The 25,340-nt window shown below is 52.6% G+C and carries 23 protein-coding genes and 1 tRNA gene; 16 read left to right on the forward strand and 8 right to left on the reverse strand.

Annotated elements, in window-relative coordinates; translation table 11 throughout:
• Positions 1-77: 77 nt before the first annotated feature.
• Both NSU18_RS18260 and NSU18_RS18265 read left to right on the forward strand, forming a co-directional pair.
• A complete protein-coding gene (locus NSU18_RS18260; protein ID WP_341149724.1) occupies positions 78-959 on the forward strand; it encodes a carbohydrate ABC transporter permease in 882 nt (293 codons plus the stop codon).
• Positions 960-971: 12 nt separating this feature from the next.
• Positions 972-1,799, forward strand: coding sequence for a carbohydrate ABC transporter permease (locus NSU18_RS18265; RefSeq protein WP_341149725.1), 828 nt, complete (start codon positions 972-974; stop codon positions 1,797-1,799).
• 251 nt (positions 1,800-2,050) lie between these two features.
• On the opposite strand, the gene NSU18_RS18270 is transcribed toward NSU18_RS18265, so the two are convergent.
• From NSU18_RS18270 to tnpA, 3 genes are all read right to left on the reverse strand, one after another.
• The gene (locus NSU18_RS18270; protein WP_341015187.1) at positions 2,051-2,806 is read right to left on the reverse strand and encodes a class I SAM-dependent methyltransferase; all 756 of its coding nucleotides are present in this window, start codon (positions 2,804-2,806) and stop codon (positions 2,051-2,053) included.
• Positions 2,807-3,113: 307 nt separating this feature from the next.
• The gene (gene tnpB / locus NSU18_RS18275) at positions 3,114-4,187 is read right to left on the reverse strand and encodes an IS200/IS605 family element RNA-guided endonuclease TnpB (RefSeq protein ID WP_341149726.1); all 1,074 of its coding nucleotides are present in this window, start codon (positions 4,185-4,187) and stop codon (positions 3,114-3,116) included.
• A 6-nt stretch (positions 4,188-4,193) separates the two neighbouring features.
• Positions 4,194-4,595: an IS200/IS605 family transposase gene (gene tnpA / locus NSU18_RS18280; protein ID WP_341151067.1), complete on the reverse strand. Its 402-nt coding sequence runs from the start codon at positions 4,593-4,595 to the stop codon at positions 4,194-4,196.
• 226 nt (positions 4,596-4,821) lie between these two features.
• Between tnpA and NSU18_RS18285 the strand changes: the two genes are divergently transcribed.
• Entirely contained in the window at positions 4,822-5,742 is a 921-nt protein-coding gene (locus NSU18_RS18285; protein ID WP_341015192.1) for a hypothetical protein, read from the forward strand.
• A 127-nt stretch (positions 5,743-5,869) separates the two neighbouring features.
• On the opposite strand, the gene NSU18_RS18290 is transcribed toward NSU18_RS18285, so the two are convergent.
• Entirely contained in the window at positions 5,870-7,099 is a 1,230-nt protein-coding gene (locus tag NSU18_RS18290) for a Zn-dependent hydrolase (protein ID WP_341015193.1), read from the reverse strand.
• 195 nt (positions 7,100-7,294) lie between these two features.
• Here NSU18_RS18290 and NSU18_RS18295 point away from each other — a divergent pair, with 195 nt between their 5' ends.
• The 4 genes from NSU18_RS18295 to NSU18_RS18310 all read left to right on the forward strand — a co-directional run bounded on the left by NSU18_RS18295 (position 7,295) and on the right by NSU18_RS18310 (position 12,030).
• Positions 7,295-8,170, forward strand: a complete 876-nt coding sequence (locus NSU18_RS18295; protein ID WP_341015194.1) for an aldose 1-epimerase family protein — start codon at positions 7,295-7,297, stop codon at positions 8,168-8,170.
• 211 nt (positions 8,171-8,381) lie between these two features.
• The gene (locus NSU18_RS18300; RefSeq protein WP_341015196.1) at positions 8,382-9,371 is read left to right on the forward strand and encodes a glycosyltransferase; all 990 of its coding nucleotides are present in this window, start codon (positions 8,382-8,384) and stop codon (positions 9,369-9,371) included.
• Positions 9,368-10,474 (forward strand): polysaccharide pyruvyl transferase family protein, encoded by a 1,107-nt coding sequence (locus tag NSU18_RS18305; protein ID WP_341015198.1) that lies wholly within the window; start codon positions 9,368-9,370, stop codon positions 10,472-10,474. Before NSU18_RS18300 ends, NSU18_RS18305 begins: the two co-directional genes overlap by 4 nt.
• Positions 10,475-10,515: 41 nt before the next feature.
• Positions 10,516-12,030 carry an oligosaccharide flippase family protein gene (locus NSU18_RS18310; protein ID WP_341015200.1) on the forward strand — a complete coding sequence of 505 codons (1,515 nt, stop codon included), beginning with the start codon at positions 10,516-10,518 and terminating at the stop codon, positions 12,028-12,030.
• Between the two features lie 175 nt (positions 12,031-12,205).
• Here the strand turns inward: NSU18_RS18310 and NSU18_RS18315 are convergent, their stop codons facing one another.
• A complete protein-coding gene (locus NSU18_RS18315) occupies positions 12,206-13,297 on the reverse strand; it encodes a threonine aldolase family protein (RefSeq protein WP_341149727.1) in 1,092 nt (363 codons plus the stop codon).
• A gap of 195 nt (positions 13,298-13,492) precedes the next feature.
• Here NSU18_RS18315 and udk point away from each other — a divergent pair, with 195 nt between their 5' ends.
• From udk to NSU18_RS18355, 8 genes are all read left to right on the forward strand, one after another.
• Positions 13,493-14,122 carry a uridine kinase gene (udk, locus tag NSU18_RS18320; RefSeq protein ID WP_341015204.1) on the forward strand — a complete coding sequence of 210 codons (630 nt, stop codon included), beginning with the start codon at positions 13,493-13,495 and terminating at the stop codon, positions 14,120-14,122.
• Entirely contained in the window at positions 14,113-14,547 is a 435-nt protein-coding gene (locus tag NSU18_RS18325; protein WP_341149728.1) for a hypothetical protein, read from the forward strand. The genes udk and NSU18_RS18325 overlap by 10 nt, the downstream gene beginning before the upstream one ends.
• Positions 14,548-14,789: 242 nt before the next feature.
• Positions 14,790-15,689, forward strand: a complete 900-nt coding sequence (locus NSU18_RS18330) for a carbohydrate ABC transporter permease (protein ID WP_341149729.1) — start codon at positions 14,790-14,792, stop codon at positions 15,687-15,689.
• Positions 15,686-16,564 carry a carbohydrate ABC transporter permease gene (locus NSU18_RS18335; protein ID WP_341149730.1) on the forward strand — a complete coding sequence of 293 codons (879 nt, stop codon included), beginning with the start codon at positions 15,686-15,688 and terminating at the stop codon, positions 16,562-16,564. The genes NSU18_RS18330 and NSU18_RS18335 overlap by 4 nt, the downstream gene beginning before the upstream one ends.
• A 51-nt stretch (positions 16,565-16,615) precedes the next feature.
• Positions 16,616-18,004, forward strand: coding sequence for an ABC transporter substrate-binding protein (locus NSU18_RS18340; RefSeq protein WP_341149731.1), 1,389 nt, complete (start codon positions 16,616-16,618; stop codon positions 18,002-18,004).
• A gap of 199 nt (positions 18,005-18,203) precedes the next feature.
• Positions 18,204-19,208, forward strand: coding sequence for a LacI family DNA-binding transcriptional regulator (locus tag NSU18_RS18345; protein ID WP_341149732.1), 1,005 nt, complete (start codon positions 18,204-18,206; stop codon positions 19,206-19,208).
• Between the two features lie 42 nt (positions 19,209-19,250).
• The gene (locus NSU18_RS18350) at positions 19,251-20,246 is read left to right on the forward strand and encodes an N-acetylglucosamine kinase (RefSeq protein WP_341015215.1); all 996 of its coding nucleotides are present in this window, start codon (positions 19,251-19,253) and stop codon (positions 20,244-20,246) included.
• Between the two features lie 6 nt (positions 20,247-20,252).
• Positions 20,253-21,566, forward strand: coding sequence for a 6-phospho-beta-glucosidase (locus tag NSU18_RS18355; protein ID WP_341015216.1), 1,314 nt, complete (start codon positions 20,253-20,255; stop codon positions 21,564-21,566).
• A gap of 67 nt (positions 21,567-21,633) precedes the next feature.
• Here the strand turns inward: NSU18_RS18355 and NSU18_RS18360 are convergent, their stop codons facing one another.
• Both NSU18_RS18360 and NSU18_RS18365 read right to left on the reverse strand, forming a co-directional pair.
• Positions 21,634-22,353 carry a bZIP transcription factor gene (locus NSU18_RS18360; RefSeq protein ID WP_341015218.1) on the reverse strand — a complete coding sequence of 240 codons (720 nt, stop codon included), beginning with the start codon at positions 22,351-22,353 and terminating at the stop codon, positions 21,634-21,636.
• 132 nt (positions 22,354-22,485) lie between these two features.
• Positions 22,486-23,301 carry an AraC family transcriptional regulator gene (locus tag NSU18_RS18365; RefSeq protein WP_341015220.1) on the reverse strand — a complete coding sequence of 272 codons (816 nt, stop codon included), beginning with the start codon at positions 23,299-23,301 and terminating at the stop codon, positions 22,486-22,488.
• A 127-nt stretch (positions 23,302-23,428) separates the two neighbouring features.
• On the opposite strand from NSU18_RS18365, the gene NSU18_RS18370 reads away from it, so the two are divergent.
• A complete protein-coding gene (locus NSU18_RS18370; RefSeq protein ID WP_341149733.1) occupies positions 23,429-24,715 on the forward strand; it encodes a Gfo/Idh/MocA family protein in 1,287 nt (428 codons plus the stop codon).
• Between the two features lie 202 nt (positions 24,716-24,917).
• Here the strand turns inward: NSU18_RS18370 and NSU18_RS18375 are convergent.
• A tRNA-Leu gene (locus NSU18_RS18375) sits at positions 24,918-25,001 on the reverse strand.
• Positions 25,002-25,340 lie beyond the last annotated feature (339 nt).

Raw genomic sequence — 25,340 nt, forward strand, 5'->3', positions numbered from 1 at the left:
GTTTTGTTCCTTAACCCTCACGGGAACGCTTGCTATGCTTGTAATGTACTTACAAGACCAGAAGGAGTGGGGCTATTGTGAAAGCAACCTGGATGCGACGCCAGCAGCTGCTGGGCTATCTGTTTATCGGGCCCAATATGATTGGCGTGATACTGTTTTTTATCATACCGGCTATGTATTCGTTCTATCTCATGTTTACAGATTACAAGTTTATGAGTCCCCATACCAAGTTCATCGGGCTGGCCAATATCCGGCGGATGCTGGGGGATGAGGTCTTCTATATTGCCATCAAGAACACGCTGATGTTCCTGCTCTCTGTTCCTGTATCGATTGGGCTGGCGTTCCTGGTGGCTGTCATTCTGAACCGTTCTGTCTATCTCAAAAAGCTGCTGCGCGCCTTGTACTTCATGCCCTACATTACCAGCGGCGTAGCCGTAGCCTTCGTGTGGATGCTGCTGTTCCACCCGAATAACGGGCCGATTAATGGTATTCTACGCTCTATGGGCATCGCTAACCCTCCCGGCTGGCTGTCCACAATGGATACGTCCATGTATGCGATAGATATCATCTGGATCTGGTTCATGCTCGGCTATAACATGATTATCTATCTCGCCGCTTTGCAGGAGGTGTCCGGGGAGCTGCTGGAGGCAGCCACCATCGACGGTGCCCACACGTGGCAGACGGTCCGCAGCATTCTGTGGCCGCTGGTGAGTCCTACTACTTTTCTGCTGCTGATTACCGGTCTGATCATGTCGATTAAGCAGTTCGGCATCATCCAGGCGATTACGCAAGGCGGTCCCGGGAACAGCACCACCGTATTATCCCTGTTCATTTATCAGAATGCCTTCCGCTATTACGAGATGGGCTATGCATCAGCGGTCTCCTGGGCCCTGTTCCTGATCATTCTGATCTTCACCGTCGTTCAATGGCTGGGCCAGAAACGCTGGGTTCACTACTAAGGAGCTGAGAATATGAATAAAGCCGCCGTTGCCAAAATCATCACCACCCTGATCATGCTGTTCTTCAGCATCGTCATGATTGTGCCCTTCCTCTGGATGATCAGCACCTCCTTCAAAACCCCTGCGGAGGTCTTCCGCTATCCAATCCAGTGGATTCCCGACCACTTCAACTGGAGTCATCATATCAAGGTGTGGTCCGGCCAGAGCAGCTTCGTGCCTTACTATCTGAATTCCCTTAAGGTCGCTGTGCTGAGCACCATCGGCGCTGTCTCCCTGTCTGCTTTGGCGGCCTATGGCTTTGCCAGAATTGAGTTCAAGGGGCGTAACACGATGTTCCTGGTCTATCTGTCGATGATGATGGTTCCTCCGCAGGTGCTGTTCGTGCCCAAGTTCATCATGTTCGACTGGGCCGGCATCTATAACACCCACTGGGCGCTGATTCTGCCCGGTATGTTCACTATCTTCGGCGTGTTCATGATGCGGCAGTTCTTCCTCTCCGTGCCTCACGAAATTTCGGAGGCCGCTTTCATCGACGGTGCCGGACACTTCCGCATCTTCTCGCGGATTATCCTCCCGATGGCCAAGCCCTCGCTGGCAACACTGGCAATTATCGACTTCTCCTGGCACTGGAACGATTATGAGAACGCGCTCGTCTTCCTGATCGACCAGGATCTGTTCACCGTTCCGCTCGGGCTGCAGAATTTCATCCTGGAGAACAATGTCGATTACAACGGCATGATGGCCGCCGCAACCGCCGGGATCATTCCGATGATCCTCGTCTTCGTGCTCGGCCAGAAGTACATTATTGAAGGAGTGGCCAGCTCGGCGGTGAAGGGGTGACAACTGATTGTATTTCTTGCAATAGAAAACGCATCGCTGACCGTAAAATGGGATTCTATTGTATTTCATACAGTAGAATGTTGTGATTTGGCTGAAAAATGGCCTTTTTTCAATATTCAATTGTACGGAATACAATAGAATCGATTTCGAAGCCTTTTTTACAGCAATCCATTGTACAAAGTGCAATTACCTATTAATCACGCCCGGATGCCAGACCCTCAGGAATTAATTGGATTTCTTGCCGATGCTCCTCACTCCCGCTGGCTATCCAAACACTGCTGTTCTAGCGCCTTTACCGCCACCCAGCCGTCAATCAGATAAGCGCCGAAGAACCGGGATACGGCCGTGAACCCGGCCTCCTCCAGAAGTTCCTCCATTTCTGCGGCGGGGAGCGGATGGGAGGTTACTCCGAAAGAGTGCTCAAAGGTCTGCCACTGATCCTCTGTGATGCCGTTCCCGAGCATATGCAGCCGCCAGCCCGCCATCTGAATCTCCCAGGCCGGAGAGCCCGGCACCCCACAGATGGCGGACAGGCACAGCGGCGCGCCCGGCTGAAGCCGTGCGGCAATGCTGCGGAGCAGCGCCAGCTTGCTCTCCCGTCCCTGCACGAAATGCAGCACCAGCATACAAGTTGCGGCATCATGCAGCGCATTACTGCTCCACGCGGCAATCTCCGTATGATGCAGCCGCACTCTATCCATAATACCCGCAGCCGCCAGCCGCTGCTTGGCAGCCTGAAGCATACTCTGCGAGGTGTCCAGGCCGCTGAAGCTCCAGTCCGGGTGGCTCAGGCCCAGTTGCAGAATTTCCTGTCCTCCGCCTGCTCCCACGACTAACAGCCTTGGCTTGTCCTGCTTGTCCTGCTTGTCCAGCCACGCTGTCAGCAGCGTGTCCATCAAGCCATATTGCAGCGCGTAGCCGGGAATTTTGCGGCTGATGTTCTGTACATACTGATCTCCGTTTACCTGCTCCCAAAGGCTGGCTGCCCCGCTCATGCTGTCTCTCATTTCATCCCCTCCGAAAATAATAATCGGTACATAACCACAACAGGTCATGTACCGATTATCAAGGCCGGGCCCCGGAACCGCCATCCCACATAGCTGGGATCTATAGCACGGTCCGCTCATACCAATACCCTGGAATCCCCCGTTTCAGCCGCATCAGCGCCTCCAGATAATAACCGCCAGTGAAGGGTATTGGATATCCTAAGTGAACTACCATCCACCTAAGAGGTGGCGGCTTCTTGGTCAATGAAGCTACTGCTCCAAGTTTACCCAAGCTCAAAGGCTAGTCCCTAGCCCAATCATTGCAATATCACATGGCTAGTTTCAGTAGGTTTTGAGCAGCGTTTACATCCCGATCATGATGCACGTTACATTCTGGACAAGTCCACTCTCGCAAGGCGAGATTCTTCACCTCTGCGTTCTTATACCCGCAACAGGAGCAAAGCTGACTGCTTGCATAGTGCTTAGGGGCAATAATCAGTTCTCTGCCATACCATTGAGCCTTATATTCAAGCATCGAACGGAACATACGCCAAGATACCTCGCTAATCGCTTTTGCAAGTTTGTGATTCTGCATCATATTCTTTACACGTAAGTCTTCCATCACGATAACTTGGTTTTCGTTTATCATTTTGGCAGACGTTTTATGCAAGAAGTCTTTACGCTGATTCGCTATTTTTTCATGGTGCTTGGCCACTTTCAGCCTAGCCTTATGACGGTTATGGCTTCCCTTCTTCTTCCGTGATACATCCTTTTGCAGCTTCGCTAACCGCTTTTCAGACGTACGCAAGTATTTAGGATTGGATATGATTTCGCCATTTGAAGTGATCGCGAAGTCTTTCAGCCCAAGATCAACGCCAATCTTCGTATGCATGTTGGGCAACTGGACGATATCCGTTTCAACCAATACGGAAGCATAATACTTTCCCGTTGGTGTTTTTGAAATCGTGCATGATTTGATCAGCCCCACAAATGGGCGGTGCAGCTTGATATTGATGCCCGTTTTTAGCTTTGGAATCTTGAGATATCCATCCTTTATAGCCACTGTTCCCTTTTGGTTATTCGTTGTGAAGCTATGATGATTCGTCTTCTTGCTCTTGAATTTAGGAAATCCCGTTTTCTTATCACGAAAAAAATTCTTATAAGCCTTGTCTAAATTCAGTTGGGTATTCGCTAAGGCAAGGCTATCGACTTCTTTCAGCCAGTCGAATTCCTTTTTGTATTGTGCGGGTGTATTCCTCAGCATCGTTTCCGTTTGCTTGTAATGTTCCATTTTATCTGCAAGCATTCTGTTGTAGATGAAGCGAACGCATCCGAACACTTTAGCGAAGTAGTGTTGTTGCCCATGGCTTGGATAGATACGGTATTTGTAGGCTTTCAGCAATGGTGATCACCCTTTCACACCTTGGTTTTCGAGGTATTTTTGAATGACGTCTATTGGCGCTTCACCCGTTGTAAGCAAGCAATAGGAGCGTGACCAAAAAGCCTCTTTCCAAAGTGATTTTCGGAGGGTAGGAAACTCCTTCTTGATCAGCCTAGAGGATGCACTCTTATAAGCGTTGAGAAATTTAGAAATGTCGGTATTAGGATGAGTTTTCATTAAGATATGAACGTGATCCCTGTCATGATTCCATTCCTGCAAAGTCACATTGTAAGTAGGCTGAATGTATGCAAATATCTCTTTCAGACGTTCGGATATGGGATCTGTAATGACTTTCCTACGATACTTGATGACTAGAATAAGGTGAAAGTGAAGGGAGAATACTGAATGGTTATTTGAATCTAACTTCATTGATTTCACTGACCTTTCCAAGATACGACTGAATACTTTAATTATTGCATCTTAGGCGGTTAGAATCCATGTAGATTAGACCGTTTCTATTCATCCCCCACTTAAAGAAGATGGGCGAATTCTGTCAACTGAGGGTTAAACAGACAACCAATCAGCATCGACAGCAGCTAATACTAAAATGTATAATAATCCCAGTGTTTCGAGATTACATGGGGAGGTAAAAATTTTGAAAAAAATATCGCTGGATGAATTTTTGAGATTAAGAAAACTGATTCACCGTAATGCCAGACCGCTAGAATTTACAAAATGGAAATATTTATTTGAGAACGGGAGCTGCGGGGAATTCCTTTCGGTTCTATCCAGTTACCAAAATGAGGATGGCGGTTTCGGTTACAACATCGAGTGTAACAATTGGAACCCTAATTCTTCTCCCTATACAATATGTATAGCGTTGGATTATCTGGACACAGCAGATGATTCTGTTAGCAGTATAAAAGATTTAGTTATTACGGGTATCATCAAATACCTCGATTCCGGTACATATTTTTTGGATGACGGCTGGGTGGGGATGCAAGGAATCCCTAGCAACAATGATTTCGCACATCTGCCATGGTTTCATTTCGACCCAAAGAAAGCCACGGAAGCTGATATTGGAGTAACAAAGAGACTTTCCGATTTTATACTCACATATGCAGACCACAACCTTGATATCTACCACAAAGCAGTGGCTTTAAAAGACAAGTATAGGATGTGTGGTCAAATCCTGCTTAACGGTGTACCCGATTATGACCCGGTATTATTAGAAATGAAATCATTTGATCCTGTAACATGGCCGTTTTGGTTACCATTGCCCGTATATTTTATTGGTTCGCCACAAAGCAGGCATTATCCAGAACTTAAACATGTTGCGGATATCAATTTGGATACGATTATTGACACACTACATAATACAAATGAGATTCAAATAGCACCTGAGGAAGAATTAAACGCCTTTGAACATAATAACCCGCATCCCGATGGCAAACGTTGGTGTGTCGCTGAACAAGCCATCGGTAATTATTATTGGGGTACTCATCATATTACCTCTGATTTGGATATCTTGAGGAAGTTTGACAGATTGGATTTTGATCTGCCTATCCACTCATGATGAGCAAAAAACGAGGTTGATTGGGTTCGTAATCTTAAATGGCGAATTTAAAAGGAGGGAAATCGCATCCCTCCTTTAAGCATATTTATATACCGTATCCTATGGAGTTACTTAGCCTCCCTGCTTCTCAAGCACCCGCCAGCACCGACAGCACCGTCTCCAGCACCACATTCACCCCCATCTCACAATCCTCATAGGAGGTGAGCTCTTCCTCGCAGTGGCTTTTCCCCTTCACACTTGGGACAAAAATCATCGCCGACGGCAGGAACCCGGCCACGAACTGGGCGTCATGCCCCGCGCCGCTGGCCAGCTTCCGGCTGCTGTAGCCCAGCTTCTGCGTTGCGTCAGTCACCAGCGCACAGATGTCCGGATCGAACCATACCGTGTCGCGGCCCCACAGCTTCGTCTTCGACACGCTGCAGTCCAGCAGTTCCTCCGGCAAGCCGTGAATGACCTCCTCGACCTCCCGGACCACATCCATGTCCTTATGTCTCGCTTCCACGGTGAAGATCACCTTGTTCGGAATCACGGTATGGATATTCGGCAGCACATTCATCCGCCCCATCGTGTAGACCAGCTCAGGATCAAGCACGGCCAGCTTGCGGCGCAGCTCCGCAATAATATCCGTAGCGGCAAACAGCGCATCCCGGCGCATATCCATCGGCGTAGTCCCGGCATGATCCGATTCCCCGGTCACTTCAATCTCATAGCAGGCCATGCCCACCACACAGTCAACCAGACCGATCTTAAGGTTCTCCTTCTCCAGCACAGGGCCTTGCTCAATATGCAGCTCCAGATAAGCCGCCGCTTCCCTGATCCGGTTCTCTGCGTCGCCGGCATAGCCGCTGGCCTCCAGTGCTTCGCCGAAGCTGACGCCCTCCGCGTCCTTCTTCCCCAGCATGGCTGCCTTATCGAACTTGCCGGATAAGACGCCTGAGGCCATCATAGACGGCTCGAAGCGGGCACCTTCCTCATTGGTGAAGTTCATCACCGTGACAGGCAGCCGGGGCTTAATTCCTTGATCTACCAAGGTTCTCACGACCTCAAGGCCGGCAATCACCCCCAGCACACCGTCGAATCTGCCACCCTTCTTCACGGTATCCAGATGGGAGCCGATCACGATCGGCGGCCCCTCTTCTCTGCCAGCCAGAGTGGCATACATATTGCCCATATCATCCACCTTCACGGTCATGCCCAGCTCTTCGCAGCAGGCGGTGAAATAGCCGCGCACCCGCACATCCTGCTCCGACAGCGACAGCCGGGTAACTCCGTTATGGTCTGTCCGCCCGAAATCCGCAAAGGCCTCAATGGTATTCTTCAGCCGCTCACCGTTCACCAATAGTTGCTTCACCTGCATCGGCTTATTCCCCCGTTTCCGCTGATATGGAATGATTGCTATCCTTATATGTTAACGAATTCCACCTGTTTGTCATTGTACATACTGTAAAAATTATAGGCTGGAGAATTTCCGTTATTTGCTGGCACCTGCGGGGAAGTCTGTTAGAATATGAGACATCAGGATTACATATTGCAGGGCGAGAGGGGTAAAAGCATGAACACTATTTTACGCAGCAGCCTGGCCGTGGCCGAGATCAGTTCACTCGGTGCTGAGCTGGTCAGCTTCAGAAGAACGGATACAGACACTGAATATATGTGGAACGGAGACGCCGCTTATTGGACAGGCCGTTCTCCGGTGCTGTTCCCGATGATCGGGGGAGCCGCAGGCGAAGTGGTCCGTGTAGATGGACAGACTTATCCGCTGGCCCGGCACGGCTTCGCCAGACGCAACGAATTCACGCTGGTGGAGGCAAGCGAGACGCAAGCGATCTACCGGCTATCGCACAGCGAGGACACGCTGGCCAGCTACCCGTACCCGTTCCATCTGTATCTCACCTATAATCTGAACGGCAGCACGCTGGACATCGGCTACAGGGTGGAGAATCCCGGTGAAGGGGAGATCTTCTTCCAGCTCGGCACCCATCCGGCCTTCAACTGCCCGATTGACGGAGAAGGCAGCTTCACCGACTACTATCTTGAATTTGAGCAGCCGGAGCGCCTGGAGCGCTTATTCCTGAATGAGAATGGCCTGATCACTCCGGGCCAGAGCGAGACCATGCTAGGCGCGGATAACAAGCTGCCGCTGAACCACGGGATGTTCGCACATGATGCCCTTGTGTTCCGCAATGTCCAGTCTAAATCGGTTGCCCTGAAAAGCAAACAGTCTGCTAAGAGCGTAACGGTCGCCTTCACGGGCTTCCCTGATCTCGGCATCTGGCAGCCGAAGAATGCGCCGTTCGTGTGTATCGAGCCTTGGCATGGCGTGGCCGATCTCGAAGGCTTCACCGGCGATTTCCGGGAGAAGCAGAATGCCATCTCCCTGCCGCCGGGCGGCCATTTTACCAGCGCGCTGGCGATTACATTTAACTAAATTTCCGCAGGCGAAAGGCCGCAGTCACCCCATGGTGCTGCGGTCTTTTTACTGCGGAACAGCGGCTTCCCTCCAGGCAGCTCACGCCCCTCCTCAAGCGATAAGTACACTTTAGTAGTATATACAACCTTTTGACCCGGATAGTAAGATTATCACAAATATAGTGACGCGTAGACCCGAATCAGAACCGGGAAAGGAAGTGACTGCTCGAGTGAAGCCAGAGATAAGTATTATTGTGCCTATCTACAACGTGGAATTGTACCTGAGGAAGTGTGTGGATTCGATATTGGCGCAGACCTTCCGCAGCTTTGAATTGATTCTGGTCAATGACGGATCACCCGATAAGTGCGGCGAGATATGCGAGTATTACAAGGAGCTGGACCCGCGTGTCGTCGTCATTCATAAGCAGAACGGCGGATTGTCCGATGCCCGCAACTATGGAATTGATGTGGCAGAGGGCCGGTATATCGGGTTCGTCGACAGCGATGACTGGATTGAACCGGACATGTATGAAGCTCTGCACGGACTCATCACCGCCCACAATGCAGATATCGCTGTATGCGGCCATTGCGAGGTACAGGATGATGTCAAGCTGGAAAAGTCCTTCACGCACCAGGTGCGTGTATACGATAATGCGCAAGCCGTTGACAAGCTGCTTGAGGATACCGAGATCCAGAACCTTGCCTGGGATAAGCTGTACAAGGCCGAGCTGTTCAGCCAGGTGAGATATCCGGTCGGCCGATATTTCGAGGACATTTTTACCACCTATAAATTATTCCTCCAGGCGAAGAAGACCGTCTCGCTGGACTCCCCCAAATACCTGTATCTCAAGCGAAGCGACAGCATCACCGGAGCGATGAACAACCGGAAATATTACGACCGCTTCCGTGCAGCACTGGAGATCTACGAGACGATTCAGGATAAAAACTATCCGCTCGCCAAAGAAATCTCGTTATCCCGCACCGTAACCGAAGGCATTGAGCTGTGCAACTTCCAGCTGATTACCGGCGAGACTGCAGTGAACAAGGAATATCTGGCCGAGCTGGGCGGGTTCCTGAGCAAGCATACCTCCGCGATCCTGCGCAACCGCATCATCCGCCGGGAGATGAAGACCGCAGCCCTGCTTATTCTGACCAGCTCCACGGTATACAAAATGCTGTATTATTCCAAACTCCGTTTGAAGGGAAGTAATATGATATGAGCCAAGCCCTTGAGAAGATCCTGCCGCTGTCTTTCCGTAATTATGTAAGCAATATTCCCGTCTATCAATATTATAAGGGCTATCTGAGCTACCGGAATGCATATAAAGACAAGACAAAAGCCATTTACGTCGTCGGCTCCCCCGAGCATGACAATCTGGGCGATCACGCCATCACTTATGCGCAGATGAATTTTTTGCGGAAAGCTTTTCCCGACTATACCCTGATTGAGATTGTCGCCAACCGGCTGATGCATAACATGAAGTGCCTGGAGGAATTCTGCACCCCGGAAGATATCTTCGTGCTACAGGGCGGAGGCAACTTCGGAATCGAGTATTTCCGCGAGGAAGAGGTCCGCCGCAAGATTATCTCCGAATTCCCGAATAACAAAATCATCGTCTTCCCGCAGACCATCTACTTCGGTGAGACCGAGCTTGGCCGCGCGGAGTTCAAGAAGACACAGGACCTCTACGGTTCCCATAAGGACCTCACTCTGGTCGCCAGAGAGGCAACGTCGTACGAAATTATGAAAGCAGGTTTCAGAAACAACGCAGTGCTGTTAACACCGGACATTGTAATGTCCCTGGATATCACTGATCCTCCCAAGGAGCGCCATGGTGCCCTTCTGTGCATTAGAGCCGATAAGGAGAGTATTTTCAGCGAGCAGGATAAAAAGGTCATCCAGGAGTACACCTCCAAGCACTACAGCTCCACTACCTTCACGGATACCTGCATCCTCCGCCCTGTCTCCCTGGAAGACCGGGACCACGAGCTGAACACCTTATGGAACCAGTTCAAGGAGGCCGAGGTTGTGATTACGGACCGGCTGCACGGAATGATTTTTGCTGCGATTACGTCCACGCCTTGTATTGCGCTGGGGAATTACAATTATAAGGTTGTAGGCAGCTACGAATGGATAAAGCATCTGGGCTATGTGAAATTCACGAACGATGTGAAGCAAATCCCGGCCTTGCTGGAAGAATTGAAGACGATCCAGCGCCCCCGGTACAATAATGAGTTCTCGGTCCAGCACTACAGCCAGATCATTGAATCCATGGCAAGCAGCAGCGCTGAAGAATCTGCTTCGTCCATCGTTACCGCTTAAGATAAGCACAAGACACTCTCTGTAGCGAGGAAGCGATCTGTTTGAAAACCAATATTAAACTTGCTGCAATCATAACCTATGCTTCCGTATTTTTAGGCGTTGTCATCTCCCTGGGCTCGACGCCATTCATTGTGTCGACCCTGGGGAAATCCGAATATGGATTATTCGCGCTGGTGAACTCCATCATCGCCTATATCGTCCTGCTGGATCTGGGCTTCGGCAGCGCGGTCATCCGCTTCAATGCGAAATACATCTCTGAGAATGACTCTGCAGGCCAGCGCAATATCAACGGAATGTTCCTGCTGCTCTTCTCAGCCATCGGACTCCTCTCCTTACTTGCCAGTGTGATTCTGGTGTTCAATTTCGATTCGATCTTCAGCAGCCTCGATGCAGCTGAGCTCGGCATTCTGAAGACCATATTCATCATTGCCGCCATCAATGTGGCTGTCTCGTTCCCGCTGAATATCTTCAGCTCGATCATTACGGCCTATGAGCGGTTCGTCTATCTCAAAATCATCAACCTGATCCGCGTCGTCCTGTCTCCGGCCATGATGGTGCTGGTCCTGCTGCTGGACTTCAGATCGACAGGAATGGTCACTGTTGCGCTTGTGCTGAACCTGGCAATCGGCGTGATTAATGTGGTCTTTTGCCGGACCAAGCTGAACTTGAAGGTCAGATTCCACGGCTTCGATACCAAGCTGTTCAAAGAGATCTTCAGCTATTCATCGTATATCTTATTGTCGTCGATTGCCTTTCAAATCTATACGAATGCTGATCCGCTGATCATCGGGATGTTCCTCGGAGCTACGCCCATCGCCGTCTTCGCCATCGCTGCCCAGCTCAACACGTATATTCTCAACTTCTCCAATGTGCTGGCCAGCTTCTATCTGCCGAAGCTCACCAAGATGATCGTCAAGGGTGCAGATCAGGCGGCCCTAATGCTGGAGCTGGTCAAAATAGGCAGAATCCAGGCGCTGATCGTAGGCTACATCGTCTCGGGCTTCGTATTATTCGGACAGAGCTTCATTCTGATCTGGCTTGGCCCGGATTACAAATATGCATACACGGTTGCGCTGATCATCATCATTCCCCAGATCACATCGATTGTGCAATCGCTGTTCGCCACCATGCTGGAAGCGATGAATATGCACCGGGTGAAGGCCTTCATTTATTTCTCTGTTGCTATTCTGAAGGTGGCCTTAACCTTCTGGTTCATCCGGATCTGGGGGATTACAGGCTGTGCCATTGCTACGGCTATCGGGATGATCATCAATGTATGCCTGAATAATGTGTACTACAAATATAAATTGAAGTTCGATATTCTTCACTTCTGGCTGCAGATCATCCGCGTCTTCATTCCGGTGGTGCTGCTGACCGGTGCGTGCGGGTTCCTGCTTAGCTTCGTGAGCATCACTTCTTACGTGTACCTGGGTATGTATGTCATCCTCTACTCCCTCATCTATGTGCTGACCATGTGGCTGTTCGGACTGAACGGGGCAGAGAAGCAGATGGTGGCCGGACCGGTGAGAAAAGTGGCTCTGCGGAGTCAGGCCTAGTCTGCATCCTCCAAGAAGAAAGATAAGGAATTTTTATTGCGCGGCGCGATGCATATAAATTCTTATTCTTTGAACCCAGGCGCTGCCTTTCATTGTTCCTGCTTCCACCTGCACTGCAATCAGCAAACAAGCCTCTGCAGGCTTCCGCAGAGGCTTGTTTGCTGATCTGTCAGAGTCAGAGCTGCTTCAGCCGCTCATCCAGCAGCCGGAACGCTTCCCGCAGAGCCGGCCCCGAGACGCCGCCATAGACATCGCCGATGTTCAGCTCGTAGTAGCAGGAGTTCTCGCTGGTCGGCTTAAGCCGCGGTGTCAGGCCAATGCCCGTCTCGTTATAGATTCCGATGAGTACAGGGGCAAGCTGTTCCCGAGGCAGTGCGAAATGGATGTGAAACATATTCGAGACCGGAACCTCCGGCAGCGTGGATACCTTATGGCAGCTGTTGAATAAGGCCGCCAGCTCCTTGGCCTGCTCATAGTATTGTGACATCCTGCTAATACGCTGCCGGTAATAATACCGGGCCGGGACAATATAGGGATAGAGACTGATCAGGTCGCCCCCGTGGCGGCGCTTCCAGATCTTCGACTCCTCCGTGAACTCCCGGCTCCCGGCTAAGATCGCTCCGGCAATCCCGCCGATGCCCTTGTACAGGGAGACATACACGCTATCGAACAGCGCGCAGACCTCGGCCGCCGTCTTGCCGTAGTAAGGCAGCACCTCGAACAGCCGCGCTCCGTCCAGATGGAGCTTGATTCCCTGCTCCCGGCAATACGCCGACATCGCTTCCAGCTCCGCATACTCCGGCAGCTGTCCGCCGATCTCCCGCTGCGGCAGCTCCAGCAGCAGACAGGCGATTCCAGGCCCCATACCCTGCACATCCTCCAGGGTAATCAGGCGGTCTGCACTGCCCAGCAGCAGCGGCTCCAGATGATGCAGCTCCTTCAGGCCGTCCTGCTCATGAATCTCCAGATGGCATAGCGGATGATAAGCGACCCTTTTGCTCCCCTCACGGTCACTCCAGATCCGCAGGGCAATCTGCTGGGCCATCGTGCCGCTGGGGAAGAACACGCTGCATCCTTTACCCAGCACCTCTGCCATCTCCGCCTGGAACTCCTCAATCACCGTACCTGTCCCGTACATGTCCGCAGCAAGGCTGTCCTCTACACTGGCCAGCGCTTTTTTGAGTACGGCTGCGTCCCGTCCGCCATGGCCTGCAAGCTGCACCTGTGTCCGGCCGAACGCCTCCATTAAAGCATTCTCCTCGTTCATTTTCTTATCCTAGCCTCCTTCTCCGTAGCACCCGAACTGAATGAATCCTTGAAATTATATCATTCTCCTACAAAATAACCGAATGTTTTGAATATTCACATGATATTCCTCTCCAGCAAGGTGAAATAAGTTGACCGCTGTGCTACAATATTGGAATTGCAAAGGCAATTGCTTAGGGAGGATTATAAATACACCATGCTTATTATTGGTATCGCCGGCGGGACCGGCTCCGGCAAGACAACGGTAGCGCGCTCCGTGATTGACCGTCTTGGCTCTGACAAAGTAACATTCATATCCCAGGATAACTACTATAAAGACCATTCTTACCTCAGCATGGCAGAACGCGGTGCAATTAACTATGATCACCCGCTGGCCTTCGACAACGACCTGCTGATTGAGCATCTGAATTGCCTTAAGGCCGGACAAGCCGCCTTCGCTCCGGTATATGACTTCACGGTCCATGCCCGTTCCACCGAGAAGACGGTGAGGCTGGCCCCGAACAACATCGTCATTCTGGAAGGGCTGCATGTGCTGTCGGATGAGAAGCTGCGCGAGCAGCTCAACATCAAGGTGTTCGTGGACACCGATCCCGATGTACGCATCCTGCGCCGGGTGCTGCGGGATATCGAGGAACGCGGGCGGACCATCCGTTCGATCCATACGCAATACCTCACTACGGTGAAGCCAATGCACGAGGCCTTCATCGAGCCCTCCAAGAAATACGCCGACCTGATCATCCCAGAAGGCGGACAGAATCAGGTCGGGATTGAGCTGCTGTCGGTACTGACCGAGAAGTATCTGTCCGGCGATCATCAGTGGAACTGAATGAAGCCGCGCACCGGCTGTTAGGGGTGCAAGGACCGTCCGGCAATGCCGGACGGTTTTTTTGCTGCTACGGGGAGTATATTTTTATCGGAAAACCGATTACATCGGACGGCGCGTGGGCTACCGGACGGATTGTAATCGGAAAACCGATTACATCGGGTGGCGCGTGGGCCACCGGGCGGATTGTAATCGGAAAACCGATTACATCGGGCAGCGCCTGGGCTACCGGGCGGATTGTAATCGGAAAACCGATTACATTGGGCGGTGCGTGGGCCACCGGGCGGATTGTATGCGAAGAACCGGTTAGCAATCGGTCGCCCGTAGGCGTGCTGTTCCTGAAACAACGCCGCATAAGTCACATTACCTCACACAAAACTCCTATTCACATTAGGATTTTCATCATTTTCAGCAAAACTATCAACTAATTTGTTATATTTTCTGACTGATAGCGCTTTATTTCAGAAGTAAAGGGTTGATTATTTGGGTTTCATCCAATATGATTAGTTCAATGGCAGGCATTAAAATTAAAGCGTTTTAACTTTAATGTGTTCATGGTATGGTCTGCTATAATTATTTTAATCGTTAGTTATAATTATTTTAGCAAATCCGATTTTTCATTTCCCCCTAAAGTTTAAGCGCTTATACTTTTTAAAAAGGAAAGGCTGGTGTGTCCGTGATTAAGAGTGAGAGCCGGCGGCAAACGTTCTACATGTATCTATTCATCTCCCCGTGGCTGATCGGCTTCCTGATCTTCGCCCTGTACCCGATCCTGTCTTCGCTGTACTACAGCTTCACCGACTATGATATCATTCATCCGCCCAAATTCATCGGCCTTGCCAACTACACGGAGATGTTCCACAATGAGCTGTTCTGGCGTTCTGTGAAGGTCACACTCAGGTACACCTTCATCAGTGTGCCGGTGCAGCTGCTGCTTGGCCTGGGATTCGCCCTGCTGCTGCATCAGACTATCCCCTGGCGCGGCTTCTTCCGCACAGCGATGTATTTCCCCAGCATGGTCTCTGGCGTGGCCATGTCACTCCTCTGGTACTGGATTTTCAATCCGCAGATCGGCCTCTTCAATTATATGCTCTCCTGGTTCGGCATTCACGGCCCGGCCTGGCTGATGAATCCCGATACGGCTCTTTATGCCCTAATTATCATGTCCCTCTGGACAGCTGGCTCAGGCATGATTCTCTTCCTCGCCGGTCTGCAGGGCGTTCCGGCCAGCCTGATTGAAGCCGCCAATCTGGACGGCGCAGGACGCTTCCGCATTTTCCTGAATATTACGCTGCCGATGATCTCGCCTGTCCTGCTGTTCCAGCTGATTATGGGTCTGATCGACTCCTTCCAGGTCTTCACGCAAGCCTTCGTCATGACGCAGGGCGGCCCCAATTACTCTACCTGGTTCTACGTCTACAATCTGTATACCAGTGCCTTCAAGGAATACCGCGCCGGATACTCCTCCGCGCTTGCCTGGGTGCTGCTGATTGTCGTCATGCTGTTCACGGCGGTCATTATGAGACTGTCGCGCCGTTATGTCCATTATGAAGGAGGCAACCGCCGATGAGCACCGTCAAGGCCACCCGCCCGCTTGGTCCGCCCTCCCGGCTGCACCGTAGAATCAAGCCCGTTAAGATTGCCAGCTTCACCGCGCTGCTCCTTACAACGTTCCTCATGCTGCTGCCGCTGTTCTTCATGGTCTCCACCTCGCTGAAGTCGAAACGGGAGATGCTGAGGTTCCCGCCGACCTTTCTGCCGGAGAGCTGGGCCTGGAGCAATTATACGGATATTTTTGACACGCTGCAGTTCGGCACACTGTATAAGAACAGTCTGATCATCGCCGGTTTCTCTGTATTCGGCACCCTGCTCTCATCAGCACTGGTCGCTTACGGGTTCGCCAGATACCGGGGACGCGGCAACAGCTTCTGGTTCATCCTGCTGCTGAGCACGATGATGCTGCCTTATCCGGCCATTATGATTCCGCAGTTCGTGCTGTTCTCTCAGATGCAGTGGATCGACACCTTCCTGCCGCTGATTGTCCCTGCCTTCTTCGGCTCAGCCTATAACATCTTCCTGCTGCGGCAGTTCTTCTCCACGCTGCCTGAGGAGCTGTTCGACGCTGGACGTATAGACGGCTGCGGCGAGCTGAGGATGTGGCGGACCATCGCACTGCCGTTGTCGGCGCCGGCGCTGGCGACGGTTGCGATCTTTGCTTTTATCTATAGCTGGAATGATCTGTTGACCCCTGTGCTCTATCTAAGCTCATCGGACAAATTCACACTTCCGGTCGGAATGGCCTCCCTCACCTCATCGCGCTTCCGCATTCCGCCGTGGCATCTGCTGATGGTCGCCTCCGTCCTGGCTATGGTTCCAATCGTCACCCTGTTCGCCATCGCCCAGAAGCAGTTCGTCGAAGGCATCGTACTGACCGGTATCAAGTAAGACATCAAAGCAATCCGGGTTACCACACTTGAAATCAGGAGGGATTGGACAATGAACAATATCACGAAAAGTAAAAGGTATGCGCTGCTGCTGGCAACAGCCCTGACAGTAACTACAATCTTGGCGGGCTGCGGCGGCGGCAAGTCGGCAGGCAATGTGGCGGATGGAGACAGCGGAGCCGGGAATACTGGCGATCCGGGGAAGCAAGTGACGATATCCCACTATACGATTGATTCCGAGGACCGGACTTTTATCGAGAAGCTGATCCCGGATTTCGAGAAGGCGCATCCGAACATCAAGGTCAAGGTAGAGAAGGCACCGTATGAGCAATTCGACAGCAAGCTGCAGACACTGATTGCCGGCGGTAATTCCCCGGATGTGACGAGTCATTACGGATACGGCGGTTTTGCCGAATATTATAACAAGGGTATGCTGCTGGATCTGACGGACCTCATTAAGGAGGACGGCTTCAAGGCGGAGGACTACAGCATCCCTGAGAATCTGATGAAAATCTATACTGTAAACGGTCATACTTACGGCATACCTGTTAATATGTACGTCACCTTGATGCTCTACAACAAGGATATGTTCGATGCCGCAGGCGTCTCCTACCCGCCAAGCGATTATGAAGATAAGAGCTGGACATTTGACCGCATGGTGGAGGATGCCAGGAAGATGACGCTCGTCTCGGACGATATTGCCAAAACACAGTACGGCGTAGACTTCACCTGGGCGGAGCGGGATATGCGGCCGTTGTACTTCGGGGCTGAGCCTTACTCCGAGGATACCTGGACCAACGGCGGCGTCCCGTCCGAGACGCATTTTGATTCCCCGGAGGTGATCGCCGCGTACCAGAAGCTGTTCGACCTTGTGTTCAAGGAGAAGGTATCCCCAACCTCTGAATGGAGCAAAAGCGTTGCCGGACAGAACGGCGACCCGTTCGTCGCAGGCAAGATCGGCATGTCCATCGGCGGCTCCTGGAACCTCGCGGGGGCTAACGACTTCCCGTTCAAAATCGGCGTAGCCGCCGTGCCTTGGGGAGGCAACGACAAGGTGCGCAGCACGCTGTTCGTTGATCCGCTGCTGATACTGAAGGACTCGAAGCATCCGAAGGAGGCTTTTGAATGGATCAAATATCTGATGACCACTGAAGTCCAGGAGAAGTCCATCGAGCTGAGCGGCGGCAATCCGCCTGTGAATACGGAAGCGGCTGAGGTGTATTACAAGCATTTCGACGGCATTGATCCGGAGGATGTGAAGAAGGTCTACGAGGGCGCGGCCAAATACGGCTATGAATCCTACAACCATCTAATCACCAACTACTCGCAGATCAACGACATGTTCATCAATGAGCTGCAGCCGGTCGAGACAGGGCACAAGACCCTGGAAGAGGTGATGCCGGTGATTCAGAAGAAGGTCACGGAGATCATCAAGCGGTAGCGGACCGGCGATGGTTATATGTTTAGCGGAACCCCGGTGCGGCCTGTATACTGGAGATAGAACAAGTGGAAACGGCTTTGCCGTCCTTTTAAAGGGCGGTACCGTTTCAGCGAGAAATAGAAGGATAAGTTATCGTGTGAAACATATAAATTCTTATATTTTATAAGCACCGGCAAATCCGCCGCAAGGAGCGCTTGAGATGAAAGTGAGTATTTTTGATGTGGCCAAAAAATCAGGGCTGTCCGTGGTCACCGTATCACGGGTCTTAAACGGAGCAACGTCAGTGCGGGAGAGCAACCGCCAGAAGGTGCTCGACGCGATCAAGGAGCTGGATTACCGCCCGAATGCGGCAGCCCGCAGTCTGGCCAGCGGCAAGACCGGCATCATCGGCCTGATCGTAACGACCCTGCAGGACTCCTTCTTCGATGCCGTGGTCAAGGAGCTGAATGAGACGTTGGCCCTGCACGGGTATTATCTGGCTATCTCTGTGTCAGATGGCATCGGCTCCGGCGAGAGCCACTATCTGATCCAGGAAGACCGGGTGGACGGACTCATCCTGCTATCGCCGATTAATGAGGACCATTATATTGTCGAGCTGAAGCGCCGGGGCATTCCCTATGTGCTGATCGACAACCAGCTGCCGGAGAATGACAGCTACTCCATCACCATCGACAACTTCAAGGGCGGGTATGCCGCAGCCAGCCACCTGCTGGAGCTGGGGCATACCTCCATCGCCCATCTCTGCGGGCAGGAGATGTTCCGCAGTACGCGGGAGCGTCGCGCGGGCTTCCTGCAGGCGCTGCAGGAGCAGGGCCTCGCCCCGTTCGAGATCGTGCACGGCGAATTCGAGATCGCCATGGGCTATGATACCGTGCAGCGCTGGCTTGCTGAGGCTAAGCTGCCGGGGGCCGTATTCGCCGGAGATGACAATATCGCCCTCGGGGTGATCAATGCCCTGATGGAGGCGGGCGTTCAGGTGCCGGAGGAGGTTGCTGTAGTCGGCTACGACGACCACTATATCGCCTCCCAGCTCCACCCGCATCTGACCACCGTGCGCCAGCCGGCGGACAAGATCGGAGTTGCCGCCGCCGACATGCTGCTGCGCCGGATCAGCGGAGAGATGAAGCGCGGCTCCGCTGTCCGGATCGACCCGGAGCTGATTGTGCGGGAATCCACCCGCGGGGGCGCGAATATTCAGCGCTAGTTGTATTCTATACACTTTGAACACGTTTAGGAGTGACAAACATTGGCTTACTACTTGGGGATCGATGGGGGAGGCAGCAAAACCTACGCCCTGCTATGCGATGAGCATGGACATATTCTTGGCAAGGGCAGGAGCGGCAACGGCAATCACCAGACCAGCGTGCAGCAGGCTGAAGCAAGCATCCGCGAAGCAGCATCCGGCGCGCTGGCCGAAGCCGGGCTCCGGCTGGATCAGCTCCGCCATGCCTGCCTTGGGCTGGCCGGGGCGGACCGCCAGACCGATTATAATATTCTGCATCCGATGATCCGCCGGATCGGCTTCACGAATTACACGATCAGCGGCGATACGATGATCGGCCTGCGGGCGGGGACGGACCGCCCCTACGGCGTAGCCCTGATCTGCGGCACCGGCACTAATGCGGCAGGCCTGAGTCCGCAGGGCCGCCACTTCCAGTGCGGCGGCTTCGATTATATGTACGGCGATTTCGGCGGCGGCGGCGCGCTGAATATCGAGGTGTTCCGAACAGTCATCCGGGCCTGGGACGGCCGTGAGGGCTCCACACTGCTGACGGAGCCGCTCCTGAAGCTGCTCGGCTATAAGCGGGTGGATGACATGTACGATGACTTCCTCGATCACGGGAAGCAGGTGCCGCTGGATGCGGCCCGCCTGCTTTTCCCGGCAGCGTCGGAGGGCGATGCCCCAGCGCTTGCGATCCTGAACCGCCAAGGCGTAGAGCTGGGCAAGGCCGCAGCGGCCGTCATTCATCGTCTCAGCATGGAGAACGATGAATTCGATGTTGTGCTGGCCGGCAGCCTGCTGACCCGGGGCGACCGGGGCTGGATTCGCGGTCCGATTGAGCAGGCCGTGCATGAAGCGGCGCCAGGCGCGTCAGTAGTCACCCTCTCCACCGAGCCTGTGGTCGGCGCTCTATGGTCAGCGCTTGAGGGGGACGGGATCACCGTCAACCAGGCTATGTATGAGACGATGCGTGCTTACAGGGAGTTCGAGCTTATTCCCACTACCACCAGACAGGAGTGATTCATTGTGACAGCGAACCAAGGTCTTAAGATTGCCGTCATCGGCGGAGGGTCTTCTTATACTCCAGAACTGGTAGAAGGCTTCATTCTGCATCATAAGGAGCTGCCGGTCCGGGAGCTATGGCTTGTAGATATTGAGGCAGGCCTGCATAAGCTGAACATCGTGGGCGCTCTGGCGAAGCGTATGGTGGAGAAGTCCGGCCTGCCGATCGAGGTCCATCTTACCACGGATCGCCGCGAGGCCATTGCCGGTGCGGACTTCGTCAGCACGCAGATCCGTGTCGGGATGCTGGATGCCCGTGCCCGCGACGAGGCGATTCCGCTGAAATACGGCGTGATCGGCCAAGAGACAACCGGCCCCGGCGGCATGCTGAAGGCGCTGCGCACCATCCCGGTCATTCTCGGTATCTGCCGGGATATCGAGGAGCTGGCACCGGACGCCTGGCTGCTCAACTTCACTAACCCCGCAGGCATGGTTACCGAAGCCGTGCTGCGGTACTCCAAGGTGAAGAGCATCGGCCTGTGCAATGCCCCCATCGGCTTGATCAAGCAGGTATCGGCTAAATATGACGCTGCCCCGGAACGGATCTACGCCGAGTTCGTTGGCCTGAACCACCTGCACTGGATTACCCGGATTGATGTGGAGGGTGAAGACAAGCTGCAGGAGATGCTGGAGGATACCGCCGGCTACAGTGCAAAGAATGTTCCGGCACGCGAATGGAACCCGGAGTTCCTGCAATCGCTGCACGCCTTGCCTTCGTATTATCTGAAGTACTTCTACATGACCGATGCGATGCTCGCGGAGCAGCAGGAAGCCGCTGCGCAAGGCGGGAACCGCGCTGAAGTCGTCAAGCGGGTGGAAGAGGAGCTGTTCGCCATCTACGGCGACCTTGCGCTGGACGAGAAGCCGAAGCAGCTGGAGCAGCGCGGCGGAGCCTTTTATTCGGAAGCGGCTGTGAACCTGATGCGCTCGCTCTATAACGGGACCAATGATATTCAGACGCTGAATGTGGCAAACCGGGGCATCTTAAACTTCCTGCCGGACGATGCCAGCATCGAGGTGAACTGCGTCGTCACGAAGACTGGCCCCCTTCCGCTGCCGCTGACGAAGATTCCGCCGATGGCCAAGGGACTGATTCACGCCGTTAAAGTCTACGAGCAGCTCGCCATCGACGCCGCTGTCACCGGAGACCGCAGCCTGGCCATTCAAGCCCTGGCACACCACCCGCTTGTCCCTTCCGTGGAGGTTGCCATCGCCATGCTGGATGAGATGCTGGAGGCGAACAGGGAGTATCTGCCGGCTTTTTTCGCTCAGGACTAATTCCTTAACATCAATAAAGAGCCTATGCTAAACCACAGATCCTTCTGCGGCCGCACAGGCTCTTCTCTTATTTCGTAATCATATAGCGGTAGGTTTCGCCCTTTATCCCGAAGTCCGCATATAGCGGCTTGCCGCTGGACTTCACTTCATCGGGAACCTCAGCCAGGAACACCAGCGTGCCGTTCTTCAGCGGTTCAATCCTCGAAAGACTGGTATAGGTGAAGTCTTCCCCGCCTTTCTCTTCAATGGTATCGAAGGTACTATACTCGTATTTATTGTCGTATTTGACCTTCACATCCGCTACTTCGTCTGCATTCATAGCTTCACCTGCCAGGTTCTTCACTTTCAGTGTGATCGCCAGATAGGTTGTGCCCGGTTCCTTGGCTTCATAGTAGGTGTAGAAAGATCCCGGATTTGATGGAATAATCTTCTTGCCAAAAGAGGTCTTGGTAACGGTATACTCACCCGTCCCCTCAATAACCAGCGGCGTGCCTTTTACGATCTGCTTGTGTTCATCGCCGGAATCAGCCGCTGCGGGGTTGTCTCCGGTAGTAAGAAGTTCAGCCGTACCGCCCTCCTCTTCCGCTGTCACAGGCTTTACCAGGCTCTCCTTTAACATTTCATTCTGTTCTTTTAGGAACTTGTTCTCCTTCTGCAGCTCACTAACCTCTGTCTTCAGCTTCTCCATATCTTCTGATGAGGGACCTGCATTGTCTGAAGAACACCCGGTTACAGTTACGGCAAGCATGGCGGCAGCAAGCCAGAGGCCCCCTGATTTCATTTTCATAACACACCCCAATATTTGTATTTAATCCTTCACTATTATAAGACATCTCCGGCGTAAGAGATTGAAAAATATGTAACATATTCGCAGCGAGTGTCGAATGAAATAACGGATGGCTGATGCGAGCCGTTATCTTCAACCCCTGTGCTGCTTACGGTACTGGAGGGGAGAACGCCCTGTGGTGGCCTTGAATACGCGCCCGAAATGGGCAATGCTCTCAAATCCTGTCTCCGCCGCCACCCGGGTGATCGGCCACTTCGTCTGTGTAAGCAGCGCCTTCGCCTCACGGATGCGGACAACATTCAGGTATTCAATGATAGTGAAGCCTGTCGTCTGCTTGAAAATCCGGCACAGATACGTTGCGCTGATGAAGAACCGCTCGGCAATTCCCCCAAGGCTCAGCCGCTCGCTGTAATGGTTGTCCAGATACTCGATGATGCTGTACACCCGGCGCTGCCCCTCGCTCTGCTCCGGTGAGACCAGGTCGGGCTTCGCCCTCTGTATCCGCTCCAGCGTAATCAGCAGTTGCAGCAGCAGCGTTCTTGTATACTCAGTGCTCCATCGCAGGCTCTCCTTTTGTTCCTCCTGCATCGCTTGGAGCAGATCTGTGATGACTCCCTGTTCATGGGCCGTGGGCCGCAGCAGGAAGCTCTCACCTTCGAACACATTCATCCAGTCTGCCCGGGGTGCCACCGGCTCCAGGTAGGTATCATTGAAGCTGATCAGCACCCGCTCATGCGGCAGATGGCTTCCGCCGGTTGTACGGTGCAGGTGATTTTTGTTAATAAATACGAGGTCTCCAGCCTCCAACGCATACCTTCCGTTGCGGATATAATAGTGACGCTGCCCGGACAGCAGATAATAGATTTCGTAGAAATCATGGAAATGGTCGGTGTCCATATTGAAATATCCGATGCGCTTCAGCTGCTCAATCTGAAAGATAGGTTCCACCCTGCACTATGCCCCCTGCCAGGATAAGATATGCACACTTTTGAGTTAAAAAGACTAAATACCGTTCACTTTCTGCATTTTCTATACTATAAAATAGAATCAAATCCAAGTAAATGGAGTGATCCCCTTGTCCAAAAAGAAATATGCACTTGTCGGCACCGGCGGCCGGGCTGAATTTTTCTATGGCGCTCTTGTTACCGCTTACAACGAAACCTCCGAGCTGGTGGCCTTCTGTGATGTCAATCAGACGCGGATGAATTTCGCCAATCATATGCTTACAAGCAAATACGATTACCATGAGGTCCCTACGTACAAGGCAGAAGACTTCGACCGGATGATCACCGAGACCCGGCCCGACTTCGTGCTGGTGACTACGATTGACCGGACGCATCACAAGTATATCATCCGCGCGATGGAGCTGGGCTGTGATGTCATTTCCGAGAAGCCGATGACAATTGATGAGGAGAAGTGCCGGGAGATCTTCGATGCGATCGAGCGCACCGGCAAGAATCTGCGGGTAACCTTCAACTACCGCTACGCGCCGCATAACACGAAGATCCGTGAGGTCATTATGGACGGCGTGCTGGGCGAAATTCTGTCCGTGAACTTCGAATGGCTGCTGAATACCCAGCATGGAGCGGACTATTTCCGCAGATGGCACCGCGACAAGCGGAACAGCGGCGGCCTCTTGGTGCACAAATCGACACATCACTTTGACCTGATGAACTTCTGGCTGGGGTCACAGCCGGACACCGTTTTCGCCATGGGCGACCTGCGCTTCTACGGCAGAGAGAATGCCGAGAAACGGGGCATCACCGAGTTCTACCAGCGTGCCTACGGCAGCAAGGCTGCCGAGAACGACCCGTTCGCGCTACATTTGGACCGTAACGAACATCTGAAGAGCATGTACCTGGATGCCGAGCACGAGGACGGATACCAGCGTGACCAGAGTGTGTTCGGGGACAATATCAGCATCGAGGACACTATGAATGTCATGGTCAAGTACAAGAACAAGACCGTCATGAACTATTCACTTAACGCATATATGCCGTGGGAGGGCTTCATCATCGTGTTCAACGGTACACAGGGCCGGATGGAGGTGCGGATTACAGAGCAGTCCTACGTCAATTCCGGCGGTTCAAAAGAAAACGAAGGCGCGCTGGAAGGCGTCAGCATTATGATCTATCCGCACTTCAAGGAGCCTTACCGCGTAGAGTTCGAGAGCAGCAGCGGTGGACACGGCGGCGGTGATCCGGTACTGCTGAGCGATATTTTCGACAAAAAGCAGGAGGACCGCTTCAATCGCGCGGCTTCACACGAGGACGGCGCGATGTCGATTATGACTGGCATTGCCGCTAACCGCTCCATGAAGACCGGCCAGCCGGTGCGGATTGCTGACATCTGGCAGGAGTAGTCTAGCGCGTGGCCTCGCAGCGGCGATGATGCGTGCATGATCATGCGGCAGCCCCCTTTCTACCACTTGGATGTGGGGGAAGGGGGCTTTGTAACGTTCGCGTTGTCATCAGCACATTTTGTTCGCATACATTCTTTTCTCAGCAAAAAAAAGACCCTTCATTTAAGAAGGGCCTTCGCTTGCATTACGGTTAAAACTATGATGCGGTCAAGAGGACTCGAACCTCCACGATATTGCTACCACTGGCACCTGAAGCCAGCGCGTCTGCCAATTCCGCCATGACCGCAAAGAAAACATTCAATGCAACGCAAGAAGTAATATATCATGAATTCTTCAGAAGAACAAGTCTTTTTTAAAAATATAAGAATTTATATGTTGCACACGATAACTTATCCTTCTATTTCTCGCTGAAACGGTACCGTCCCTCAAAAGGACGGCAATGCCGTTTCCACTTGTTTATCATGGTTAAGGAGGAACATAGCCATATTGGGAAGGGGCTGGTTGGCGTATAACTGCTTGCCTCAACTTACAGTTGATTTTGTTAAACCGCATGCCCTACTCCAGTATATGGGTTATTTTGAGAGCTGATATTATAATAGACTTACGACGTCGGAATCCATTATAG

The sequence above is a fragment of the Paenibacillus sp. FSL H8-0048 genome (assembly GCF_038002825.1).
In the GTDB taxonomy this organism is placed as follows: domain Bacteria; phylum Bacillota; class Bacilli; order Paenibacillales; family Paenibacillaceae; genus Paenibacillus_AQ.